The sequence below is a fragment of the Aliamphritea ceti genome (genome assembly GCF_024347215.1).
Lineage (GTDB): Bacteria > Pseudomonadota > Gammaproteobacteria > Pseudomonadales > Balneatricaceae > Amphritea > Amphritea ceti.
Map to the genome: position 1 here is coordinate 5154812 of NZ_AP025282.1, position 22152 is coordinate 5176963.

The following is a 22152-nucleotide window of genomic DNA, read 5'->3' on the forward strand; positions in this document are numbered from 1 at the left end:
AACCTGAGAAAAAGAGGCTATTACAGTGTTGCTGTTCAGTTATATTGGCCGCAAACTGGCACATTTCCTCGCTAAGCCCCACGATACCGAGGAGTTATTTCCCACCAGTAATCCGGCACTGTTACAAAGAACGTTACGTAAAGGCGACATATTACTGGTCGAGGGCACCAGTCACTTCAGTACCAGTATTAAGTATCTTTCGCAGTCCACCTGGTCACATGCCGCGCTTTATATCGGTGATCACCTTAGTAGCCAGGAAGATCTGGACGCCGGCATTGAGCCATTGTCGTTACTGGAAGCTGATATCGAATGTGGCGTCAGAGTTATTCCACTCAGCACCTATGCACCGCTGCACAGCCGTATTTGCCGGCCCATTGGTTTATCAGAAAATGAAATCAATCAGGTTATTCAGTTCGCGGTCTCCCGTATTGGCGACAATTACGACCTGAAAAATATATTCGATCTGGCCCGCTATCTGGTACCTACCCCGCCAATTCCATCAAAATGGCGTCGTAAAGCACTGACCTTAGGCAGCGGTGACCCTACCCGGGCGATCTGTTCGTCACTGATCGCCCAGGCTTTCCAGTCAATCAAGTATCCTATTCTGCCAGACATCATTTACGAGAACCCTGAAGATGCGGAGCGAATCAGCCATTATCAGCGGATGCACCGGCGTCGTGACCCCAGTCTCTTCACACCCCGGGACTTCGACGTTTCACCTTACTTTGAAGTTATCAAACCTATGGTGCAAAGCGGTTTCGACCACCATGCCATTAACTGGGTAGAACCTCACCCCGCCGAAGAAGCTATCAGCAATGAACCTGTTCCCGTTGCCGAACCGGTTGGCAACATGGCCAACACTGAAGCCAGCCTGCAGGAGCAGGCAGATATGGAAACATCAGCTATTAGGGTCGATATGTCAGCGGATAAAACCCCCGGCTAGCGCTTTATCGTCACCAGCAACCCTGCCGCAATAATCAGCAACATGCCACAAAGGGTCGTGATACTCGGCACGGTATTAAAAAACAGAAAATCCCATACCCCGACAAATACCAGATAACTGTAATCAAAGGTTGCAACCAACGGCGGTGGAGCAACCTGATACGCTCCTACCAACGTAATGCTGATGCCAATCGTCAGAAACGCCAGCACCAGAAACAGTAACCATTGAGACCAGCCTGTTTCACTCCATCCCCCCAGCAGAAACGGCAATTGCTCTGCAGCATCACCAGAGCCCTGCCAGAAATACAGGATCAGACTAAACACCGCCCCCAGCAACAGCAACATAACCGTTAAAGACAACGCCAGCGCTGCCATAGGCATGGTCTGGCATTTACTGCGGGTCGTTACATTTGTCAGCGCATACATCAGGCCGCCAAACACCGGAATCAGTGCCCAGGCGGTAAAAGCATCGCCTCCGGGTTGCAGAATCACCAGTACACCAATAAAACCGACAGCAATCGCCAGCCAGCCCCGTCGACTAACCGGTTCCCCTAATAAAAATGCGGATAACAAAGTGACGAAAATTGGCCCGGTATAAAACCCGGCTGCTATTACCGATAAACTGAGAAAGGGAATCGCCGCGTACAGAGAAATATACATCAGCACCATAAATACAGAGCGGATCAGCGCCCACTTTTGCATCGCACCACGCCAGATCCCTTGCTGCTGACGCATAAACATTGCTACCAGTAACAGCAAAGGAATCGCCAGTACACCTCGCAAGGTGAAGATCTGCCACAACGACAGATCGCCGCTGTAGTGCTTCACTAACGCGTCCTGAACCGACATCATGAACACCGCAATCACTATCAGGCTGGCACCCAGTAATTTTCGGTCTGCAACCGGCTGCATAGCTACTGTCATCCAACGCCCTCCTTGAATAAATATTCCTTATCCTGCCGCAAGACAAGATTCAGGTACAGATCAGTGTATGCATAGTCATTATGCAGGTGCTGCAACAACTCACCAGGTTTGAAAGCATAAAATCTGATAGATAACGAAGTATTAATAACCTGTACTTATTAATCCATATAACCTTTTAATTTGTGTGGCAATACACGAATGAACGACTATTCCTGTAGCACGGGATGATGATAAACCTGTTCTGCAACGCATTATCCGCAGGCGGGTTGCCACACATCATTTTGCTATCAGCCCTGTTTAACGGCTGCTTGTAAATATAAATGTGTAGAACAACAGCGATTGAGGATAAAAACAATGACAACGCCTGCAGCGATCCAAGCCTCTCAGAGAGGCAAAAATGCCCTGCCGCTTCGCCCGGCCAGCCAGGTAATGAACCTGGAACGTTTAGGCGCTTTGCACCAAAGTCGTTTGAGCTTTATGCGTACAACGGTACGTAGAATTATGCGCGAACGCTGGCAAATCGAACCAACCCGTTTTGAGCTGGACAATGACGGCTATGGCACTGTGGTCTATGAAGTTAACGCTCCTCACGGGCTATTCAGTTTTGTACTGTTTTCCGATCAGCTATCTGCGGAAGAACGTAATGACCGTGTTATTGCCACTAAGTGGGATCTGACTATGGCTCTGGTGGAAGGCAGTGTGGATGATGTTTATCTTCAGAAGCTTCGCCAGAATGTTCCTAAGCAGGAAGCCGGACGGGTAGACTCTCGCGTTTTTGTATTGTCCCGTGCTAACCGAAGTGCCCGTAACTTCGACTACGTTGTTGATCAACTGTCGAAAGGCAAGCAGCCTGATGCCGAGCGGATCTCTAAAGTTGGCTATCTCTACCGGACCACTGCAGTTTACGGCAGCGGAAAACTTGGCATGGCAGACTGGGAAAAAGTACGCACAAAGCATAAAGACTTTGCACGCCCTTTTGCCGGTGAAATGTTTGTCTGCCTGATGCTGCGTAATTTCAGCCTGTTGCAAGCTGAGCATATTGCCCGTCACAAATCACCGGAAACATTCCAACCGATGGCGCCTGAAATCAAGCGATTTTTCGGCATAGGCAACTCAACCGGTCTGGGCATGGCCCCTTACATGGTCAACCATCCATTGCTTCTGAATCAGTGGATAGAAATGCGTGAACTGGCACTGGCACGCGTTCGCGTACTGGGCACAATTAACGACAAAATTCGCCAGGAACTGAATGAACTGCTAGCCCGCTGTGAACAATATACCCGGGACACATTCACCGAAGATGCCTGGCAAAGTGCAAATAACATAGAACTGTTAAAAGACCTGGCTGAGCTGCAAGCGTATACGTCTACATCATTTGTGGGCTGGGATGAATTACTGAAATGGAGCGAAGCTAACTGTTCAATAGAATGCCAGGAGCTACTGGTTTCAATTCTGTTAGAACTGTACCCCGAGCTGGTCGACTCACTTGAAGATTACCAGAGCGCAGAAGAATTTCTCGACCTGGATCCAATTATGCCGCTTCAGCAGCTAAAAGAAGTAATCGAAACCCGCTATGACTGGGCATTGAATACTGACTTTAAAGCTGAAGGAGCACTTGAAACCTGCTGGTATCGCTCAGAAGAAAAAATGGAGCCCCGTCTTGGCAGCATTGCAGACAAAGAAGCCAGACAGAAACAGATGGCTCTGGGCATCGGTTACGCCGTGCACAAGTGCTATAACCAGCTCTGTGAGTACATTGCAGACCACCCGGAACACAACACAGCCCGTTTCATGGTAGCCCGCCCAAAAATGCGTGGCATAGTTCGCCGTATCCAAAGCATGAACCGCTGTATCTATGGTGATATCCAGGCCAACTTGCTAGACCGAAATGTTCTGCCAATGCACTTACTGCGCTGCAAACTGGCATTCTTCGGTGTCGGTAAATTCGATCCGCGTTCACGTCTGTGGGTACGTAACACAATGTTCCAGGGCGCTCCCCTGCTGGAAGACATCGGCAAGCCATTTAACGACGATTGGTTTATGCCAATAGCACCACAGCAATAAAGCACGCAGGTAAGGAGAAAACTATGCATATTTCTATGAACGAATTAAAAGCGGCTCTACGCCGATGCTTTGAAGCCTGTGGTTATTTTGTAGGCAACTATGAAGACGCTGCAAACATGATCTTGTGGCTGGAAAAACACGACCTCAATGGATTAGACGAGCTGGAGCGCGCATTACCGTACATCACTGAACGCAGTGAAAAGCCACTTAGCACCGTTATCTATGAAGACAGTACCTCAGCGATTATCGATAGCCATGATCGCAGTGCTTTGAACTGCATTGCAGCCTCGGTTGACCTGGCTCACGCCAAAGCACTGGAAAACGGTATTGCGACAGTGACAGTACATAATTGCCATAACCGCATGTTTATTCTCAAAGCACTGACCGACTGCGGCCGTCGCGGTATCAGTGTGGCGGCCTACTGGCAAAGTGGCAGCGACACGGTTACAGAGCATAGTGCTGCTATCCGGGCCGGTGAACGCTATCCAAGCTACAGTCGGGCAACCACCAGCTTGCCAGGCAATATAGATAACAAAGCACTGACAATTATCTGTAGCTCGAGAGTTGATCTGACTACATCCCTGCAGCAATCTAAGGGCAACCGTAATGCACGTCATATCAGCCCTACGCAAATAGCCGACAATAAAGACCATAGCGTCGAACAAGGTATCGATGTAAACGAAGCCTTATGGGAGCAGATAAACCATATAGGTATGGGAGTATTAGTCGAAAATAACAAACGCTCCCAGATGGAAGCCGGAGGCCAGTAGTCGTAAAACTTTATTACGACACTTTCCAGGCTTCACTTTCTGAACCGGCCAATGATCTGATTAAGGATCATTGGCCACATTCATCATGGTCACAGATGCCCTAAAAAAACCGCTTTTAACCGTCTGTATTTCAAACACCTCCCCCCTTTTACTGATGGTGATATTGCATATTCACGGCCGGACATCAGTGATACAGTCTGATGTATAAAACAACCTCAAAAAAGGCTATTTAAAAGCCTTTAAAGAAGAGTGTGTATGGCCAGTAATATCAGTCGGGCGTTAAACCTCAGACACCTGCGGGCATTTATCGAAGTCGCTCATACGGGAAACTTTACCCGGGCCGCAGATAAACTGGCGATATCTCAACCAGCTCTCACCAGCACCATCCACCAGCTGGAAGCATTAATTGACGTCGAACTGTTTCAACGCACAACCCGTAAAGTAACGCTCTCACCAGACGGCGAAGAATTTCTACCTACCGCAGAACGTCTGATCGACGATTTTGAACAAGCAATTTTAGCCGTTCATGCCAACGCTAAACGACGCAAAGGCCTGGTCGGCATCGCAGTACTTCCCTCAATCGCCATCCGGCTGCTCCCCCGGGTACTTGAGAACTTTCGCCAAAGCCACCCTTCCATCCGGGTCAACCTGCGCGATGACAATGCCCGAGGAGTACAGCGTCAGGTATTACGTAACGAAGTTGATTTTGGTATCAGTAATCTGTGGGAAGACCGTCCTGAACTGGAATATACCCCATTGTTTCGGGATCCTGTCGGGGCCGTACTCCTCGCTGACCACCCGCTGGCACAAGAGACATCCCCTCTGCCATGGAGTAAACTCAAAGGTTACTCGTTTGCGGCGATGTCTCACGATACCGGTGTGAATGCTTTGTTAAATACTACCGAAGGATTACCAGAGTCTGTGTACTCACCGGACTTCGAGGTACTGACACTCGTCGCACTAACAGGAATTATCGAAGCAGGGCTGGCCGTAACAGCCCTACCCAAACTAGCCATGCCCCGCTTCAGCGAACCCGGCCTGATATTCAAAGAACTGACCGACCCCTTCGTCGAGCGACAGGTCTTTATTATCACCCGAAAAAACGAGCCTTTATCAAAATCAGCCCAAATAGTACTGGAGTTGCTAAGCGCCGCCTTAGCTGAACCCGAACAGCTTTTAGCTAAACCTATTCAAAATTGAAGTCGTAATAGAAAGGTCCTGTCCTCAAAAAACCATTACTTTTACTCTGCACCTACTTTTATTTTTTAAGATTCACATAACCTTAACTTCCCAGAATAACTACGAAGTTACCAAACTCCCCTTCCGTGTAGCCGAGCATCGCAGCTGACAACAGATCAGCCGGATAAATTGTTTGAGAGCGCGTAGCGGTCGAGTTTTTAGGAGGCCTGTTGTCAATGAGACGCGCAGGGAATCCGGCGCAGCCGGACAAGCGGTGGGGCGGCGTTTGGATTCTTAAGGCCTTTGCGCCGTTACAAAGGTCTTGAGTCGCGTAAGCGAAAAGATCATCTAAACCAGCGAACCGGCAATATAATCAAGAAAACAACTGAGCTATCAGAAACAAAACCACAAAAAACAAACAAAAACGCCGGACTAAAGAGCCCGGCGTTTAAAGGTTGCGGTCAACAACCAAAAATTACTTTGGAGTGATTAGCTCCAAGAAAAAGGACTGTTTGACTCTTGTGATGGTGGTGCAATTTACCCTCTAACACCTTTCACCAATACAATCAGTCAGATCAGCTCCAAGGGAAAGGACTGTTCGAAGTCGGGTGCAATTTACCCTCTTCAAAGCGGGAGAAGCGGAATGGCTCCAACAAGCTAGGCTTCTCGCCTACTACCTGCTCAGCAACCAACTTACCTACACCCAGCATTTTGTAACCGTGGTTAGAATCGGCGATCACGAAACAGTTCTTACGGAAGGTGTCGAATACCGGGAAACTATCTGGTGTAAAGCAACCAATACCGCCGGAAGCCTCATCCTTGTATTTAGGAATCGTGCCTTCGAAACGCTTCTGACAGTGTGCCAGTGCGGATACCCACATGTGTGCAAAGTCAGGGCCTACAATGAACTCTGGAGATTCAGGTCCGTACGGGTCAACCTGAACAGCATCAGCAGGCTTATCAACGATGAATGGTGCTGCACCGCCCTGGATACCACCGAAGTGATAATCAGGCTTGTAGTAAATGCCCCACATGTCTTCAGTAATCAGGGAACCGTCTACATCTGAATACAGTGGCGCGTTGCTGTCGACGTGAATAACCGGTGGCATCTTGCCATCGTTAGTTACCTGCAGGCCAGGATCTACACCCAGAGTGCCTTCCTGCAGTGACCAGTAAACCCACATAGGTACATCTGTCGCAATCACGCCAGAGGTTGGGTTCTTAATATCAATCTGCTTAGGCAGATCCAGCATTTCCCAGAAAGACTTAACCCATGGGCCGGCACCAATAACTACGTAGTCAGTTTCGATATCGCCTTTATTGGTTTCTACCTTAGTGATGGCGCCATCAGTTGCCTGCTGGAAGCCGGTAACCGTTACACCAGTGATGATACGTACGCCTTCAGCTTCTGCTTTCGCAGCCAGGCCGTACATCGCTTTAGTGTTGTTTGCATAACCACCTGGCATTTCGTGCAGTACCGAGGTGATACCCTGCGCCTGCCAGTCATGGAAGATGGTCTTCATGTAATCGCTACAGTCTTTTTCACCTTCGATAAATTTAGACTCGTAGCCAATTGCCTGCTGCTGCTCATAAATAGAGGCAACGTCTTCATGCATGGATTCCGGGCTGATCTGCATATAGCCAACCGGGTGGTAGCTGTACGCTTCCGGATCGCTTTCCCACACTTTTACACTGTGTGCCATCAGCTCACGCATCGCTGGCTGGAAGTAGTTGTTACGGATAACACCGCAGGCAATACCGGTAGCACCGGCAGAAATGCCGGACTTATCCAGAATGATGATATCTTCGCCGCTGCCTTTACCGCGTTTTTTCAACTCCAGCGCCAGATGATACGCAGTACTCAAACCGTGAATACCGGCACCAACGATCACGTAAGGTGAACTCTTTGGAAATGCCATGTTGTTGTTCCTATAATTTTTTGCGGGACTTAAGCCCCGTCTATTTATTTCAATTTGTTGTTCGCAGTCATAACCGCCAGATAACGGTTTGACTGCTGTTTTTATTGAACCCGATCTTTGCCGGGTTCAGATCACGCCAGTAGTGCAGCCAGACCCGCTGGCTTACCACCAAATTCATCCATTGCGTCCTGCAGGCAATCCCACATGAACTCAACTGAACTCACATCACACAGCAGGTGGAAAGCCAGCACAGTGCTGCCATCCGCCAACTGCAAATCATCACGAATCAAAATACCGTTTAACCGGGCAATCGAGGTTTGCGCTACCTGATAGTTAGCAAACTCATCCGCGGCAAAATCAATGCCGCAAACCTTGGCCAGCATATCCCGCAAATGTTCGCCGGTTAGCAACAACCAGGAGTGGCTGTCGTTACGTGGCAATGAATAGCAGGCGTTATCTGCGTCCATCTGCCAGTTGTTTTCCAGCTGTTGCGGCAGTGCTGCAGTCACTTGCAGATCGCTCAGGATCAGGTGTTCCTGCATCGATAAACGCGCCACCAGCGAACCATCATTCTGACGTGTCGCCTGATTTGGCACGGCTGGGATTTCAACACCCTGCTGCGTCAGCCATTCAGGCGTCTGACGGCCTTTAAAGCCGCTGCGAGGCAGCATTGAAAGATCAACCATCGCCAGTGATTTCAGCTGTTGAGCATCATCCGCCGCAAACTGTTTAACCACTGTTGCGCCATTCAGGCTGGCAAATTCAGCACCGGCTTTCTGTTGGGCCCGGTACAGCTGGCTACGACGTAAACCGCTGTCTGGCGCTGCTGTTAAAAACTCATTCATATCTAATTCCTCGCAGCGCGATTACAGGTTCTGACGGGCAGTGTCAGGATCATAGAAAGGCAGAGCGACAACTTTAGCTGCAACCCGCACACCATCGACTTTGATAGTGATTTCACTACCTGGCTCAGTTTTACCTGGCGGTACGTAAGCCATACCTACAGGTTTGCCTAATGTCGGCGAGTAGTTGCAGGACGTAATCCGTCCGGTCATTTTCTCTCCGTCAAAAATCAGATGGCTTTCCTGAGGCAGTGGTGCATTCGGATCATCGACAACAAAGCCTACTAATGAGCGATATTGCGGCGCTTTATTCAGTTCACGAATGATTCGCTGTCCCACAAAGAATGGCTTCTTGTTTGAAACCGCCCAACCCATCTGAACTTCTTCAGGGGTCGACATCGCATCTGTATCCTGGCCAATAATGATGTGACCTTTTTCCAGACGCAGTACCCGCTGTGCTTCGATTCCAAAAGGCTTAATGCCCTGCTCTTCACCAGCGACCATAAGGGCATCCCAAAGGGCTTCACCGGCATGCTGTGGTACGTGAACTTCATAACCCAGTTCGCCAACGAAACCTACCCGAATTACCCGGGCCTGAATGCCAGCAACATGGCCTTCACGAACCCCCATGTATGGGAAAGCTTCACTGCTCAGGTCAATGTCATCACATAGCTTACTCAGTACGTCACGGGCTTTAGGGCCGGCAATGTTCACGCCACACCAGGCAGAGGTAACGTTGGCAATATCAACATCCAGACACCACTGAGCATTCCACTTCAGCATGCTCTGATAAACCCGGTCGACGCCGCCAGTAGTCGCCGTTACATAGAACAGCTGATCATGGAAGCGACAGCTCACACCGTCATCAATCACTACACCGGCTTCATTGGTCATCAATGCATAACGGGCGCGGCCTAATGGCTGCTTCACAAAACCGAAGGTATATACCCGGTTCATGAATTCACCGGCATCCGGACCACGCACTTCAATGCCGCCCAGAGTCGATACATCTACCAGGCCAACATTGTTACGGACGTTATTTACTTCAGCAGCAATGCAGTTATCGCGCTGATTAGTTGCACCATAGTAAGCCGGACGGAACCAGGCACCAGCCTGCAGCATCTGCGCGCCAGCTTCTAAGTGACGGTGGTGCATGTTGGTATAACGGGCCGGATAGAAACTACGGCCAGCCAGATGTCCCAAACGTTCCGGCGCAAATGGAGGACGAGCAGTCGTTACACCCGTTTGGGCAACACTCTTACCTGTAGCATTCGCCACGATACGAGCAGTTGCCAGTGCCGAGTGACGCCCCTGTGAAGGCCCCATACCGCAGGTTGAATAACGCTTCACCAGCTGAACATGCTCGTAACCGTCGCGGGTCGCATTGACGATATCTTTAATCTGCAGATCTTCATCGAAATCGACGAATTCTTTACCTTTCGGATGAGGGAAGATCGGCCAGCTGTAGTTCGGGCTGTTGGCACTGTCATCGGCAATCGGTGCCGGTTCAGCCATTGCACTCACACCCGCTACATTCTCCGCCAGGCGGTTAACAGCCAGCGCTGCTGCCCGCTGAGCATCACCGCATACCGCTTCAGTCGACCAGTTAGCATTCACGGAACCGGCAATCTGGAAAGCTTTAGGCAGCTTACTCAGTGTGAACATTGCGGTGTCGTCGTTGTAGCTTAACTGACCACCTGCCTGACAAATCAGCTGATAAGTTGGGGTATAACCAACGGCCATACACAGCAGATCACAGGTGAAAGTTTCACCGCTATTAGCACATGTACCTTTGCTGATCTGCTGGCGAATTTCGACACTGGCCAGATGTTTCTTATCTGAACGGGAAGTCGCTGCGTAAACCGCATGATTACTTAAAATGCGAACGCCACGCTGGCTGACAGCCTGCATCAGTTCACTTTCCGGTGCGCTATCACGCAACTCAGCAACCGCCGCAACTTCGATGCCGGCATCCAGCATATCCAGTACGCAGGCGTAACCTTCATCATTACCGGTTACTACAACGGCTTTCTGACCTGGCTTAACGCCGTATAGTTTGATCAGACGTTGTACTGCACTGGACATCATCACGCCCGGCAGATCGTTATTATGGAAAACCGCCTGCTGCTCCAGCGAACCCACACACATGATGGCTTCTTTGGTCCGTACTTTGTACAGACGCTTACCCTGAATCACCGGGAACCAGTTATCACCGAAATAGCCGTTACACACAGCATTCAGCTTCACTTCGATATTGGCATGACTTTCGATATCGGCAATCATTGCCTGACGCAGCGCTTCTGCCTGCGTGCCTTCAGCATCCAGCCGGCTGTAGGCCAGGCTGCCACCAAGAATAGGGTTTTCATCTACCAGCAGAACTTTAGCGCCCTGTTCAGCCGCCTGAATCGCTGCAGTCATACCTGCAGGTCCCGCACCCACGACAACCAGATCGTAGAAGCGATACTGCTTATCGTAATATTCAGGTTTAAAAGTATCGTCTACAACACCCAGACCTGCTGCCTTACGGATCACTGGCGCCCATTTTTCCCAGGCACCTGCTGGCTTATAAAACGCCTTGTAATAAAAGCCGACTGGCATGAACTTGCTGAACATACCCAGATGACGGCTGGCATCTTTTTCCAGGCTACCGCTGAAGTTCTGACCGGATACATTCAGACCATTACGGATAACTTCCCGGTCCGCCAGTACGTTGGGGTCAGACGGTAACTGAACCAGCGTGTTAGCGTCCTGGCCCGCCATGGTTAAGGCACCACGGGGACGGTGATATTTGAATGAGCGGCTAATCAGCCACTGGCCGTTAGCGGCCAGAGCGCTGGCAATCGTATCGCCGGCAAAACCTTTAAATTCGCGACCATCAAAAGAGAAACTGACGGTTTCGCTGCGATCTACCAGCAAACCACCTTTGGCCAGTCGGTTATCGTTATAAACAGGCACTTTTATTCTCCTTCCACAGCGTTAAATTCAACCCGCTGATTAAATACTTCACTGGCTGGAAATGTTCTGATGATCTCATCAGTAATGGTGTTTCGTTCTGCCAAAAACCAGTAAGAAGTCGCGCTATGACACCACCATTCACGTACGATACCCGCCGCATTTTCGTGGAAATACACATGTTCAACCCACTCGCGGCTGTCGCAGCGATTCGGATCAGGCATGGCATGCAACTCACCGCCATAGACAAATTCTGAGATATTCCGTGGCCCGTTCAGCGGACAGTTTAATATTTTCATAATGCTCTCCCGCTTAGTGGCTGGCCGCAGTGGCGCCGGCTTCATTGATTTGCTGATGACGGTAAAAGCGTTCCAGCTCGAATGGCTTGATCAGCTCAGGTGGCTTGCCGGTCGCAACCAGTTCTGCCATGGTCTTGCCGCAAATCGGCGTCGCCTTGAAGCCCCAGGTACCCCAACCGGCATCCAGGTAATAGTTCTCTACCGGGCTCAGTCCCATAATCGGGCTGTAATCAGGCGTCATGTCGGTAATACCCGCCCACTGACGCATCAATCGTGCCTGAGACAGGAATGGGAATAATTCAAGAGCGGCAGCCGCCAGCGATTCCTTCATATCCAGGGTAGAACGAGTGTTATACAGCGGGTATGGATCTGAACCACCGCCAATAACAAATTCACCACGGGAGGTCTGATGCACATAAACGTGAACATGTGGCGAGCTAACATGAGGCGTTAGCAGTGGCTTATAAGGCTGGGTAACCATCGCCTGTAGTGGGAAGCTGTGAACCGGCAGCTTAATGCCCGCCATTTCAGCGACAATAGAGCTGGTACCGGCAACTGCCTGAACAACTGAACCACAGCTAATGGTGCCGCGATTCGTTTTAACACCATTTACCTTGCCGTTAGTGATCAGTACGTCTTCAACTTCTGTCAGCTGATGCAGTTCCACACCACGCTCACAGGCACCTTTCATGTAACCCCAGGCCACTGCATCGTGACGTGCAGTTGCGCCATCGGCATGCCACAGACCTGCCATAATTGGATAACGGCCATCTTCCGGCATATTCAGATTTGGCACCATTTCGCGAATGGTTTTACGGTCAACCAGCTCAGAGCGCACGCCCATATGCTGGTTAACTTCAGCACGCCAGCGGAAGCTGCGAACGGCAGCATCACTGTGCGCCAGTGTCAGCTGACCGCGATTTTCCATCATGATGTTGTAACCGAACTCGTTACTCAGGTTCTGATACAGTTCAACAGAATCGCGGTAAAAACCCACACCTTCTTCGGTCAGATAATTGGAACGGATAACCGCAGTGTTTCGGGCAGTATTACCGCCGCCAAGATAACCTTTATCCAGCACCGCGATGTTCGTCACACCATGATATTTAGAGAGGTAATATGCACAGGCCGCACCATGGCCACCGGCGCCAATAATGACGACGTCGTAATGTTTCTTCAGTTCGGTGCTGCTGGGTGTGAAATGATGCTGAGCCGGATAATCCTTGCTCAGACCATATTTTAATAAGCCAAAAGGCATTATTGCCTCCCTACCGCGGGTGTTTTGTTAGGACCGGACGCGTCGAAACGCCCCTTGATCTATCAAATATCGGCAATATAACCAGTAGGTGCAACGCTTTGCGGGAATTAGTAGTAATACTAATAATGGTAACAAGGAGGACTTATTGAGAACGGAAAAATCTACTGAAAAACTTCGCTTTTTTACTATAAGTAGAAAAAAATCTATCGAAATGATCACTTATTGAAACGCATACCAGAGATATAAGTTTCACTAATAATCTGATCAGTTCTATTCACTACACAATACCAGCCTTCCACAAGCACATATCTTTTCCGGTATGAAGAGACTCTGGCGAAAACAAAATATTACATACTGAGCTGGCATTCCAACATACCAGCTCAGCAAACATGGCTTACTTCCGTTTGGAAGGTTTCTTTTTGCCGGCAGCAGCAGACTTAACAATTTTAGTACGGGTTTCTTTGTTACTGCGTGGCGCTTTACGGGCCTTTTTCAGATATTTTTTCAGGCCTTCCCGCTTACTGACTTCAAAACCTGGCATATGTACCCGCTTGATGCGGCTGCCAATCAAATGCTCGATATCATTCAGCGTCCGCTCTTCTTCGCGGCTTACAAACGAAATAGCTTTACCCGGCATTCCTGCGCGGCCAGTACGGCCCACACGGTGAACATAATCTTCTGCCAGGTATGGCAGATTGAAGTTCACTACATGCTCCAGGCCCTGAATATCCAGCCCCCGGGCCGCAACTTCAGTAGCAATCAATACCTGTACTTTGCCAGATTTGAAGTCTGCCAGTGCCCGGCGACGGGCGCCCTGACTGATATCACCATGGCAAATAACACCTTTAATACCGTCTACTTTCAGGTCGACTGCCAGGCTGTCTGCCTGCGCTTTAGTGCTGGTAAACACTAATACCTGAAACCAGTTTTGTTCTTTGATCAGTTTAGAAAACAGATCAGCTTTACGTTGCTCATCAATTTCGTAAACCACGTGATCGATGGTATCAGCAACCACATTCTGCTTCGCTACCCGAATCACTTCCGGACGCTTTAACAGCTGCCTGGAAAGCGTATTCACGTCAGGCGAAAGCGTCGCCGAAAACAATAAACTCTGCCGCTTCTCAGGTGTTTGCTGCAGGATCTTACTAACATCCGGTAAGAAGCCCATATCCAGCATTCGGTCGGCTTCATCCATTACCAGAAACTCAACCTGAGATAACTGCAGATTACATTCCACCAAATGCTCAAGCAGACGTCCCGGAGTAGCAATCAGGACATCAATACCTTTTGCTAACTTGTTAGCCTGCTTAGCAACCGTAGTACCGCCATACAGAGCTAATACACTGAACGACGAGTTCTGCGCGTAACGGCCAATTGTTTCTCCCAACTGCTCCGCCAGTTCCCGGGTCGGTGTCAGGATCAACGTCCGGACATAACCCGGCTGTACCGTTTTCGGACGCTCAATCATCTGTTGCAGGATCGGCAATGAAAACGCCGCAGTTTTACCCGTTCCAGTCTGAGCATTCGCGAGAATATCCTTGCCACGGCGCGCCGGCACAATTGCCTGCTGTTGTATCGGCGTCATTTCGGCATAACCGCAGGCATCCAGTGCGCTTAACAGATCAGCGGATAAATCGAGAGATGAGAACTTCATGGTAAAACCTTTTCCGGCGGCCACTCTAAATGACCAGAGAATAAAAATTGCGCCTATTGTAGAGGATTTAGCGGCTGTTAGAGACACTTCAGCGCAAATTAACCGGTATATCTGGTACAGAACTTTTACTGCCATTAAGATTCTGTAAAGTTGCAAAGCATTTAATTGAAAATACTCAAGCTTTGCAGCGAATTATAAGAAAAAACGACACCTTAAAACCAATCCATGGTTGCAGTGTCTGCGGAGAATCTATGCAGTTACCCCGTTCTATGCTTCTTCACTTCATCAGTGCCTGCACTTTCATATGTAGCCTGGGCTTATCCACTGTCCTTCAGGCAGCCGGATTCCAACTAAAAGGACACAGTGCTGAAGGCCAGGGAAACTCATTTGCAGGTCAAACAGCGAAAGCATATGACCCAAACACTGTATTTTATAACCCAGCCGGTATGACCCGTCTCAAAGGCAATCAGTTTGAAGCGAACCTTACCTATATAAGTCCCAGTTCCGAATATCAGCATGGAAGCAATTCAACCGCGGGGACACCTTTTACTAACACTCAGCAAAACGGTGCTGTCGATGCGGTTGTACCTGCCTTCTTCAGCGTTTGGAGTATGGATGAACGGCTTAAAGTTGGTCTGGCGATAACCTCGCCTTTTGCATTGTCCTCTGAATACGACAAAAACTGGGTAGGCGCTAATGCCAACGTTAAAAGTGAAATTAAAACGATCAACATCGCCCCTGCTCTGGCTTATCGTTTCACTGACAACCTGTCACTGGGAGCAAGCCTGCAATTAGAAAAAGTAGAAGGAACGTTAACACGGCAAATAACCACTGGGCTGAATACTGCAACCACCTCAGTTATTGAAGCAGACGATATTGACTGGGGCTATGGTCTGGGTCTGCTCTATGAATACAGTAATGATGGGCGGATCGGTATCAATTACCGGTCACAGATTAAGCATCAGATACAAGGCACCGTTAAAGTAATTGGCATCAGCACCCAGAATGCTGAAACCCATGTCACTCTACCGGCAGTCGCTTCTGTTGGCTGGTATCAGAAAGTCAGCGATAAGTGGTCATTGCTGGCAGACTTCGCCTGGACTGACTGGTCAAAGCTGGATCAGCTGGTTATTAATAACAGCACCACCGGCGCGAATATCTCTACCATTGATTACTTCTGGCAAGACACTCTGTTTGCAGCTATTGGGGCAAACTATCAATACAGCGACAAACTGCAATTAAAGTTGGGCTTTGCATATGATGAGGGCGCCGCAATTGATGAGTATCGCTCTGCCGGCACTCCGGATTCAGACTGCCAGTGGCTATCTGTCGGAGCGGCATATCAGATAACACCTGAAACCCGATTCAACATTGGTTACTCACATATATTCACTGAGCAGGCTTCCGTCTCTGACAGCCGAACCAGTGTGGCGGTGCCTACCAGTTATTCCGGCAGCTTTGACTCTAAAATAGATATTCTCAGCTTAGGTCTGGTGATGACGTTCTAGACTGCCTCATTATTCTGAGCAGTACCTTCGGGCTGACGCGCCCAGCCACTTAAACAGCCCTGTATCTGAGGGCTAATTGACGAGCCCAGGTTACATAACTCACGTGCCACAATTGCAAGTGACCTATAGGGAACTACACTTACTTATAGCGCCTGACGCTTTCAGTAACTCTGTTAAATAAGTTAAGTAAGCTTATTAAGCAAACTCAGTTGTTTCACAAATATGCTGCTGTCATGCGCTTCCCAATCAAAACAAATCCGGGAGCTGTGACATGAATACTACCGTTGTCAGTTACTTTGATCAGGCTGTTAGCCGGTTCTCTGAGCATCCCTGTGTCGACTTTCTGGATAAAAAATACAACTATGCTGAAATCTCCGATCTGGTTAACCGCGCAGCGAAAGGATTTCAGCAGATGGGCGTCGGAAAAGGCAGTAAAGTAGGCTTATGCCTGCCAAACACCCCTTATCATCTGGTTTGTTATTACGCGATACTCAAAGTTGGTGGCACAGTCGTCAATTTCAATCCGTTATATTCCCGTTCCGAGATTGCTTATCAAATAGAGGATTCCGGTACCGAAATAATGGTCACTCTGAACCTCAGACAGATCTATCCTAAGGTGCATGCCTGTCTCGAAACCACCTGCCTGCAGCGAATTATTGTCTGCGCTATGTCAGATATTCTGCCACCGGTAAAAAGTGTCCTGTTTCAGGTGCTGAAGCGTTCAGAAATTGCTAATTTTCCAAAAGATCCGGCCCATCTTTCATTCACTCGCTTAAGTAATACTGACGGCCATTTCCACCCTGTTACTCTGGATCCTGAAGACCTGGCTGTACTGCAATACACCGGCGGCACCACCGGCCAGCCCAAAGGCGCAATGCTCAGCCATGCAAATATTGCCGCCAACACCCTGCAAATTCGTCAGTGCATCCCCAGCGTAATAGAAGGCGAGGAAAAGATGCTCGGTGTACTGCCTTTTTTCCATGTATTTGCCATGACAGTGGTAATGAACTTCGGTATATCCATCGGCGCAGAGCTAATAATGCTGCCACGTTTCGAGCTACATCAGTTACTTAAAACTCTGCAAACAAAAGGTGCGACGCTGTTTCCCGGCGTACCAACCATTTATACCGCCATCAATAATGCGCCTAATCTGAGTAAGCTAAACCTTTCCAGCCTGAACTATTGCATCTCCGGTGGAGCACCTTTACCTGTACAAACCAAAGCCTGTTTTGAGGAAGCTACCGGCTGCAAGCTGGTAGAAGGTTACGGCCTCACTGAATGCGGTCCGGTCGCAACAGTGAATCCGTTTGAAGGCAAAATTAAAGCCGGCTCTATCGGCCTACCATTAGAAAGTACGCTGATCAGTATTCAGGACCCGGCAGAACCGGGGAAGGAATTGCCACAAGGAGAAAAAGGCGAAATCGTCATTAGTGGCCCACAGGTAATGATGGGCTACTGGCAACGCCCTGAAGCAACAAAAAGCACGATTATTAACGGCGGACTCCACAGTGGCGATATTGGTTACGCTGATGAGGAAGGTTACATCTTCCTGGTGGACCGTATAAAAGATCTGATTATCTGTTCCGGTTATAACGTCTATCCCCGGCATATTGAAGATGCCCTGTATTGTCACCCGGGAATTGCTGAAGCCATTGTCATAGGCATCGATGACGAATATCGGGGACAGGCGCCAAAGGCATTCGTTAAACTGGCAACCGGTTATGAAGATCTGGAAGGCGACAGTATTAAAACCTTCCTGGAAGACCGTTTATCACGCATAGAAATGCCTAAAGACATTGAAATCCGTGACGAGTTACCTAAAACCATGGTCGGTAAACTGTCGAAAAAAGAACTGGTCGAAGAACAGCAGACCAAGATTGGCGCGGCCGTGCGGATCTGATGTATGAGCAAACAGGCATTTTACACCGTACCGGAACTGGCCCGTGAATTAGGCATTACACCGCGCACTATCCGTTTTTATGAGAGTAAACATTTACTTTCTCCGGAACGCGCGGGCAATACCAGAATTTATACAGGTAAAGACAAAGCCCGACTGAAGCTGATTCTGCGAGGTAAACGCTTAGGCTTCTCACTGGCAGATATCAGTGATTTTCTGGACCTGTATGCCACCGATATAAAACAAACCGGGCAGCTAACACTGCTCTATAAAAAAGTATGCGCACGCATTGAAGACCTGGAAATTCAGCAGGATGCTTTATTACAGGTACTTGAAGAACTTAAAGATATTCGCAATCAGTGTCTGGGAGCACTAAACGATGAAGACTCTCAGGTAAGTGGACGCACTGATCACTAACGGCAGCTCTTAAGGCTCTGATACAGACGCTACAGGCAGGAATGCATTATGGAACAAGCAGTAATCGCCGGCTATTGCCGCTCTCCCTTCGATTTCGCCCATAAAGGCGCCCTTGCCGGAGTTCGCCCGGATACTCTGGCAGCAAAAGTGATCCGCGGCCTGGTCCGAAACAGCGGAATTAATCCCACTCAAATCGAAGATTTACTCTGTGGTTGCGCCTTCCCGGAAGGTGAACAGGGTCTCAATATGGCCCGGATGCTGGTATTCCTGAGCCGTTTGCCTGACTGCATCCCGGGGGCTACCGTTAATCGCTGGTGTGGCTCGTCCATGCAGAGCATACATATGGCTGCAGGGAGTATAGCGATGGGTGCCGGGGATGCGTTCATCTGTGCCGGTGTAGAAAGTATGAGCCGTATCCCCATGATGGGCTATAACCCGTTGCCAAACCAAAAGCTCTATAAAGAAAATGCCAGGATTTATATGAGCATGGGAGAAACGGCAGAAGTGGTTGCTGAACATTACAACATCAGCCGTGAAGCACAGGAAACCTTTGCCATCAGTTCTCAGCAAAAAGCGCTGCAGGCGCAGCAACAGGGACTACTGACGGAAGAAATCATTCCGTTAGAAGAGCTACAGCAGGATGGCTGTATTCGTGGCGAAAGTAGTGCAGAAGGCTTAGCAACATTAAATCCGGCCTTTGTCAGCGATGGTAGTGTCACCGCCGGCACCAGCTCGCCACTGACCGATGGCGCGGCCGCTGTTCTGGTTTGCTCAGAAAGCTATGCGCGTCGGCATAATCTGCCAATGCTGGCGCATATTAAAACTGTCGCCGTTGCAGGCTGTGCCCCTGAAGTAATGGGTATGGGCCCGGTAGCGGCCAGCAAAAAAGCTCTGCAACGGGCGGGTCTTAACAGCAGCGAACTGGATGTTATCGAACTTAATGAGGCTTTCGCCAGTCAGGCACTGGCCTGCATTCGTGAGCTTGAGCTGGATCCTGAAAAAGTAAACCAGCATGGTGGTGCAATTGCATTGGGTCATCCTCTGGGCGCCAGTGGCGCACGGATTGTTGGTAAAGCCGCCAGCCTGCTTCACCAGAGTGGCGGTAAACACGCACTGGCAACTCAATGTATCGGTGGTGGTCAGGGGATAGCTACACTGCTGGAGGCCATCTGATGAGTAACATCAAACAGATTGCAGTAATAGGTGCGGGTGCCATGGGTGCTGGTATTGCAGCAGTAATTGCCAATGCCGGTGTACCGGTTCTGCTGCTTGACCGGGTTGACGAACATTCTCAGGAAAAGCAGCCTGAACGCAGTAACATTGCCCGCAATGCGGTCAACCGCTTACTGAAATCCAATCCCGAAGCCCTGACTCATAAGCGCAACATCAAACTCATTACCCCGCTGAACATTGATGACCATCTGCACTTAATCAGCGAATGTGACTGGATTATAGAAGCCGTCAGCGAAAACCTGGCACTTAAACAAAACCTTTATAAACAGATAGATGCTGTACGTAAGCCAGGCAGTATCGTGTCTTCCAATACATCTACCTTGCCGCTTCACTGTTTAGTACAGGGGCTGCCGGAAAGTTTTGCTGCTGACTTCTGTATCAGCCATTTCTTTAATCCACCCCGGTATATGCGTCTGCTGGAAATCGTCGCAGAAAAGGCCAATCCGGAAGCGATACAGCAGCTGGAAAACTTCGCTGACCTGCAGCTGGGTAAAACAGTCATTCATTGTAAGGACAGCCCGGGATTTATTGCTAACCGGTTAGGGATTTTCTGGATCTACTGTGCGCTGGTTGAAGCCATTGATATGGGCCTTAGTATCGAAGAGGCCGATGCCCTGTTAAGCAAGCCCTGTGGCATACCGAAAACCGGTGTCTTTGGATTAATGGACCTGGTCGGTATTGATCTGATGCCGGCGATTGTTGGTGCCATGTGTCAGGCATTACCAGAACACGACCCTTTTGTTCAGCTACAACGCCATATACCACTGATAGACAAAATGATCAGCCAGGGTTATACCGGTCGTAAAAGCAAAGGGGGCTTTTACCGGCTGGACCGGAGTCAGACTCCGCCAGCAAAGGAAGCCATTTGCCTGAATAACGGAGACTACACACCAGCATTGCGCCCTAAAGTACCCGGTGCAGATACCCGGGTTCACAAACTCCGTCACCTGCTTTCCCGGGAAGATAAGTATGGTCAGTATACCTGGCGGGTTATGGCGCAAACGCTCTGTTACGCTGCAAACCTGGTGGGCGAAGTTGCTGAAGATATTACCTCCATAGATGCGGCGATGCGGCTGGGTTATAACTGGAAGTATGGTCCCTTTGAACTCATGGACATACTGGGAACTGGCTGGCTGGCGGAACACCTTCAAACCGATGGCTTTAGTCTGCCTCCCATACTGGCAACCACTGCCCGGAGACCATTGTATAGCCTTCAGGCCTATAAGGAGCACTCCGAACAGCTGCATTTCATGGACGTTTACGGACGTTATCAGCCATTAATCCGCCCTGATGGCGTATTGCTGCTGGCGGATATTAAACGTCATCAGCAGCCCCTGCTGAAGAACTCGTCAGCATCACTGTGGAACATTGGTGACGGTGTTCTCTGCTTTGAGTTTACATCCAAAATGAACTCCTTGGACCCGGATATAATGGCGCTTCTACAGCAAAGCATCGCAGTAGTAAAAAGAAATCATAAAGCCCTGGTTATCTATAACGAAGGGGAAAACTTCTCTGTTGGCGCCAATCTCGGTCTGGCCATGTTCACCGCTAATATCGCCGCCTGGCAAGACATTGAAGCCATGGTAATGGCGGGTCAGCAAACCTTTAAAGCGCTTAAGTACGCACCTTTTCCAGTGGTCAGTGCACCCAGCGGGCTGGCGTTGGGCGGCGGTTGTGAAGTATTGCTGCACAGTGATGCAATTCAGGCGCATATAGAAACCTACACCGGCCTAGTTGAAGTAGGTGTCGGCTTGGTGCCCGCCTGGGGTGGCTGTAAAGAAATGCTGGCACGCTGGCAGCAGAAACCGAATTATCCGCAAGGTCCAATGCCAGCTCCCGCTAAAGTCTTTGAACTGATATCTACAGCAGCAGTGGCCAAATCAGCCGAGCAAGCCCGCAGCAATCAGGTTCTGCGACAATATGATCAGATCACCATGAACCGTGACCGACTGCTGGCAGACGCCAAAGCCACCGCCCTGCAATTGGCTAAAAATTATCAGCCACCTAAGTCTGCTGACTTTAATTTGCCCGGCAGCAGCGGCAAACTGGCATTTGAAATGGCCGTTAATGGCTTTGTACGCAATGGTAAAGCCACCCAACATGACAAAACAGTTTCGCTGCATGTAGCAGATATCATTTCCGGCGGTGATACCGATGTTAGCAAACCACTTAGTGAGGATGACTTACTGAGCCTTGAACGGCAAAACTTCATGAGCATCATCCGACACCCTGACACCCTGGCGCGCATTGAACACATGTTGCTAACCGGTAAACCCCTGCGCAACTGACATTAG

At 49.4% G+C, this 22152-nt stretch carries 16 protein-coding genes and 2 pseudogenes; 9 read left to right on the top strand and 9 right to left on the bottom strand.

Annotated elements, in window-relative coordinates; all coding sequences use genetic code 11:
* The first annotated feature begins 25 nt into the window (after positions 1 to 25).
* Positions 26 to 943 carry a YiiX/YebB-like N1pC/P60 family cysteine hydrolase gene (locus OCU49_RS23415; protein ID WP_261842926.1) on the top strand — a complete coding sequence of 306 codons (918 nt, stop codon included), beginning with the start codon at positions 26 to 28 and terminating at the stop codon, positions 941 to 943.
* Here the strand turns inward: OCU49_RS23415 and OCU49_RS23420 are convergent.
* Positions 940 to 1866 carry a DMT family transporter gene (locus OCU49_RS23420; RefSeq protein ID WP_261842927.1) on the bottom strand — a complete coding sequence of 309 codons (927 nt, stop codon included), beginning with the start codon at positions 1864 to 1866 and terminating at the stop codon, positions 940 to 942. The two genes, OCU49_RS23415 and OCU49_RS23420, sit on opposite strands and share 4 nt — an antisense overlap.
* A gap of 354 nt (positions 1867 to 2220) precedes the next feature.
* Here OCU49_RS23420 and OCU49_RS23425 point away from each other — a divergent pair, with 354 nt between their 5' ends.
* From OCU49_RS23425 to OCU49_RS23435, 3 genes are all read left to right on the top strand, one after another.
* The gene (locus tag OCU49_RS23425) at positions 2221 to 3930 is read left to right on the top strand and encodes a hypothetical protein (protein ID WP_261842928.1); all 1710 of its coding nucleotides are present in this window, start codon (positions 2221 to 2223) and stop codon (positions 3928 to 3930) included.
* 23 nt (positions 3931 to 3953) lie between these two features.
* Positions 3954 to 4700 carry a DUF3726 domain-containing protein gene (locus OCU49_RS23430; protein WP_261842929.1) on the top strand — a complete coding sequence of 249 codons (747 nt, stop codon included), beginning with the start codon at positions 3954 to 3956 and terminating at the stop codon, positions 4698 to 4700.
* Between the two features lie 255 nt (positions 4701 to 4955).
* Entirely contained in the window at positions 4956 to 5900 is a 945-nt protein-coding gene (locus OCU49_RS23435) for a LysR family transcriptional regulator (protein ID WP_261842930.1), read from the top strand.
* Between the two features lie 554 nt (positions 5901 to 6454).
* Here the strand turns inward: OCU49_RS23435 and OCU49_RS23440 are convergent.
* The 8 genes and pseudogenes from OCU49_RS23440 to OCU49_RS23475 form a co-directional block, all read right to left on the bottom strand.
* Entirely contained in the window at positions 6455 to 7798 is a 1344-nt protein-coding gene (locus OCU49_RS23440; protein WP_261842931.1) for an NAD(P)/FAD-dependent oxidoreductase, read from the bottom strand.
* Positions 7799 to 7929: 131 nt separating this feature from the next.
* Positions 7930 to 8643: an aminomethyltransferase family protein gene (locus tag OCU49_RS23445; protein WP_261842932.1), complete on the bottom strand. Its 714-nt coding sequence runs from the start codon at positions 8641 to 8643 to the stop codon at positions 7930 to 7932.
* A gap of 21 nt (positions 8644 to 8664) precedes the next feature.
* Entirely contained in the window at positions 8665 to 10383 is a 1719-nt protein-coding gene (locus OCU49_RS23450; RefSeq protein WP_376787899.1) for a glycine cleavage T C-terminal barrel domain-containing protein, read from the bottom strand.
* A gap of 12 nt (positions 10384 to 10395) precedes the next feature.
* A pseudogene (locus tag OCU49_RS23455) lies at positions 10396 to 11058 on the bottom strand (NAD(P)/FAD-dependent oxidoreductase); the annotation flags it as partial.
* A gap of 249 nt (positions 11059 to 11307) precedes the next feature.
* A pseudogene (locus OCU49_RS23460) lies at positions 11308 to 11595 on the bottom strand (2Fe-2S iron-sulfur cluster-binding protein); the annotation flags it as partial.
* Positions 11596 to 11597: 2 nt separating this feature from the next.
* Positions 11598 to 11891 carry a sarcosine oxidase subunit delta gene (locus tag OCU49_RS23465; protein ID WP_261842933.1) on the bottom strand — a complete coding sequence of 98 codons (294 nt, stop codon included), beginning with the start codon at positions 11889 to 11891 and terminating at the stop codon, positions 11598 to 11600.
* Positions 11892 to 11904: 13 nt separating this feature from the next.
* Positions 11905 to 13149 carry an FAD-dependent oxidoreductase gene (locus OCU49_RS23470; protein ID WP_261842934.1) on the bottom strand — a complete coding sequence of 415 codons (1245 nt, stop codon included), beginning with the start codon at positions 13147 to 13149 and terminating at the stop codon, positions 11905 to 11907.
* 394 nt (positions 13150 to 13543) lie between these two features.
* Positions 13544 to 14803, bottom strand: coding sequence for a DEAD/DEAH box helicase (locus tag OCU49_RS23475; RefSeq protein WP_261842935.1), 1260 nt, complete (start codon positions 14801 to 14803; stop codon positions 13544 to 13546).
* 251 nt (positions 14804 to 15054) lie between these two features.
* On the opposite strand from OCU49_RS23475, the gene OCU49_RS23480 reads away from it, so the two are divergent.
* The 5 genes from OCU49_RS23480 to OCU49_RS23500 all read left to right on the top strand — a co-directional run bounded on the left by OCU49_RS23480 (position 15055) and on the right by OCU49_RS23500 (position 22146).
* Entirely contained in the window at positions 15055 to 16311 is a 1257-nt protein-coding gene (locus OCU49_RS23480; RefSeq protein ID WP_261842936.1) for an OmpP1/FadL family transporter, read from the top strand.
* A gap of 271 nt (positions 16312 to 16582) precedes the next feature.
* On the top strand, positions 16583 to 18211 hold the full coding sequence (locus tag OCU49_RS23485) for a long-chain-fatty-acid--CoA ligase (RefSeq protein WP_261842937.1): 1629 nt from the start codon (positions 16583 to 16585) through the stop codon (positions 18209 to 18211).
* 3 nt (positions 18212 to 18214) lie between these two features.
* Positions 18215 to 18625, top strand: a complete 411-nt coding sequence (locus OCU49_RS23490; protein WP_261842938.1) for a MerR family transcriptional regulator — start codon at positions 18215 to 18217, stop codon at positions 18623 to 18625.
* Between the two features lie 48 nt (positions 18626 to 18673).
* Positions 18674 to 19798 (top strand): thiolase family protein, encoded by a 1125-nt coding sequence (locus OCU49_RS23495; RefSeq protein ID WP_261842939.1) that lies wholly within the window; start codon positions 18674 to 18676, stop codon positions 19796 to 19798.
* Complete coding sequence (locus OCU49_RS23500) at positions 19798 to 22146, top strand: 3-hydroxyacyl-CoA dehydrogenase/enoyl-CoA hydratase family protein (protein ID WP_261842940.1); 2349 nt, start codon at positions 19798 to 19800, stop codon at positions 22144 to 22146. The genes OCU49_RS23495 and OCU49_RS23500 overlap by 1 nt, the downstream gene beginning before the upstream one ends.
* The last annotated feature ends 6 nt before the right edge of the window (positions 22147 to 22152 follow it).

What these genes read in the sequence shown, in the direction of transcription:
- OCU49_RS23420 (WP_261842927.1), bottom strand. Translation starts at nt 1,866, where the DNA reads ATGACAGTAGCTATGCAGCCGGTTGCAGACCGAAAATTACTGGGTGCC.
- OCU49_RS23425 (WP_261842928.1), top strand. Translation starts at nt 2,221, where the DNA reads ATGACAACGCCTGCAGCGATCCAAGCCTCTCAGAGAGGCAAAAATGCC.
- OCU49_RS23430 (WP_261842929.1), top strand. Translation starts at nt 3,954, where the DNA reads ATGCATATTTCTATGAACGAATTAAAAGCGGCTCTACGCCGATGCTTT.
- OCU49_RS23435 (WP_261842930.1), top strand. Translation starts at nt 4,956, where the DNA reads ATGGCCAGTAATATCAGTCGGGCGTTAAACCTCAGACACCTGCGGGCA.
- OCU49_RS23440 (WP_261842931.1), bottom strand. Translation starts at nt 7,798, where the DNA reads ATGGCATTTCCAAAGAGTTCACCTTACGTGATCGTTGGTGCCGGTATT.
- OCU49_RS23445 (WP_261842932.1), bottom strand. Translation starts at nt 8,643, where the DNA reads ATGAATGAGTTTTTAACAGCAGCGCCAGACAGCGGTTTACGTCGTAGC.
- OCU49_RS23450 (WP_376787899.1), bottom strand. Translation starts at nt 10,383, where the DNA reads ATGGCCGTTGGTTATACCCCAACTTATCAGCTGATTTGTCAGGCAGGT.
- OCU49_RS23465 (WP_261842933.1), bottom strand. Translation starts at nt 11,891, where the DNA reads ATGAAAATATTAAACTGTCCGCTGAACGGGCCACGGAATATCTCAGAA.
- OCU49_RS23470 (WP_261842934.1), bottom strand. Translation starts at nt 13,149, where the DNA reads ATGCCTTTTGGCTTATTAAAATATGGTCTGAGCAAGGATTATCCGGCT.
- OCU49_RS23475 (WP_261842935.1), bottom strand. Translation starts at nt 14,803, where the DNA reads ATGAAGTTCTCATCTCTCGATTTATCCGCTGATCTGTTAAGCGCACTG.
- OCU49_RS23480 (WP_261842936.1), top strand. Translation starts at nt 15,055, where the DNA reads ATGCAGTTACCCCGTTCTATGCTTCTTCACTTCATCAGTGCCTGCACT.
- OCU49_RS23485 (WP_261842937.1), top strand. Translation starts at nt 16,583, where the DNA reads ATGAATACTACCGTTGTCAGTTACTTTGATCAGGCTGTTAGCCGGTTC.
- OCU49_RS23490 (WP_261842938.1), top strand. Translation starts at nt 18,215, where the DNA reads ATGAGCAAACAGGCATTTTACACCGTACCGGAACTGGCCCGTGAATTA.
- OCU49_RS23495 (WP_261842939.1), top strand. Translation starts at nt 18,674, where the DNA reads ATGGAACAAGCAGTAATCGCCGGCTATTGCCGCTCTCCCTTCGATTTC.
- OCU49_RS23500 (WP_261842940.1), top strand. Translation starts at nt 19,798, where the DNA reads ATGAGTAACATCAAACAGATTGCAGTAATAGGTGCGGGTGCCATGGGT.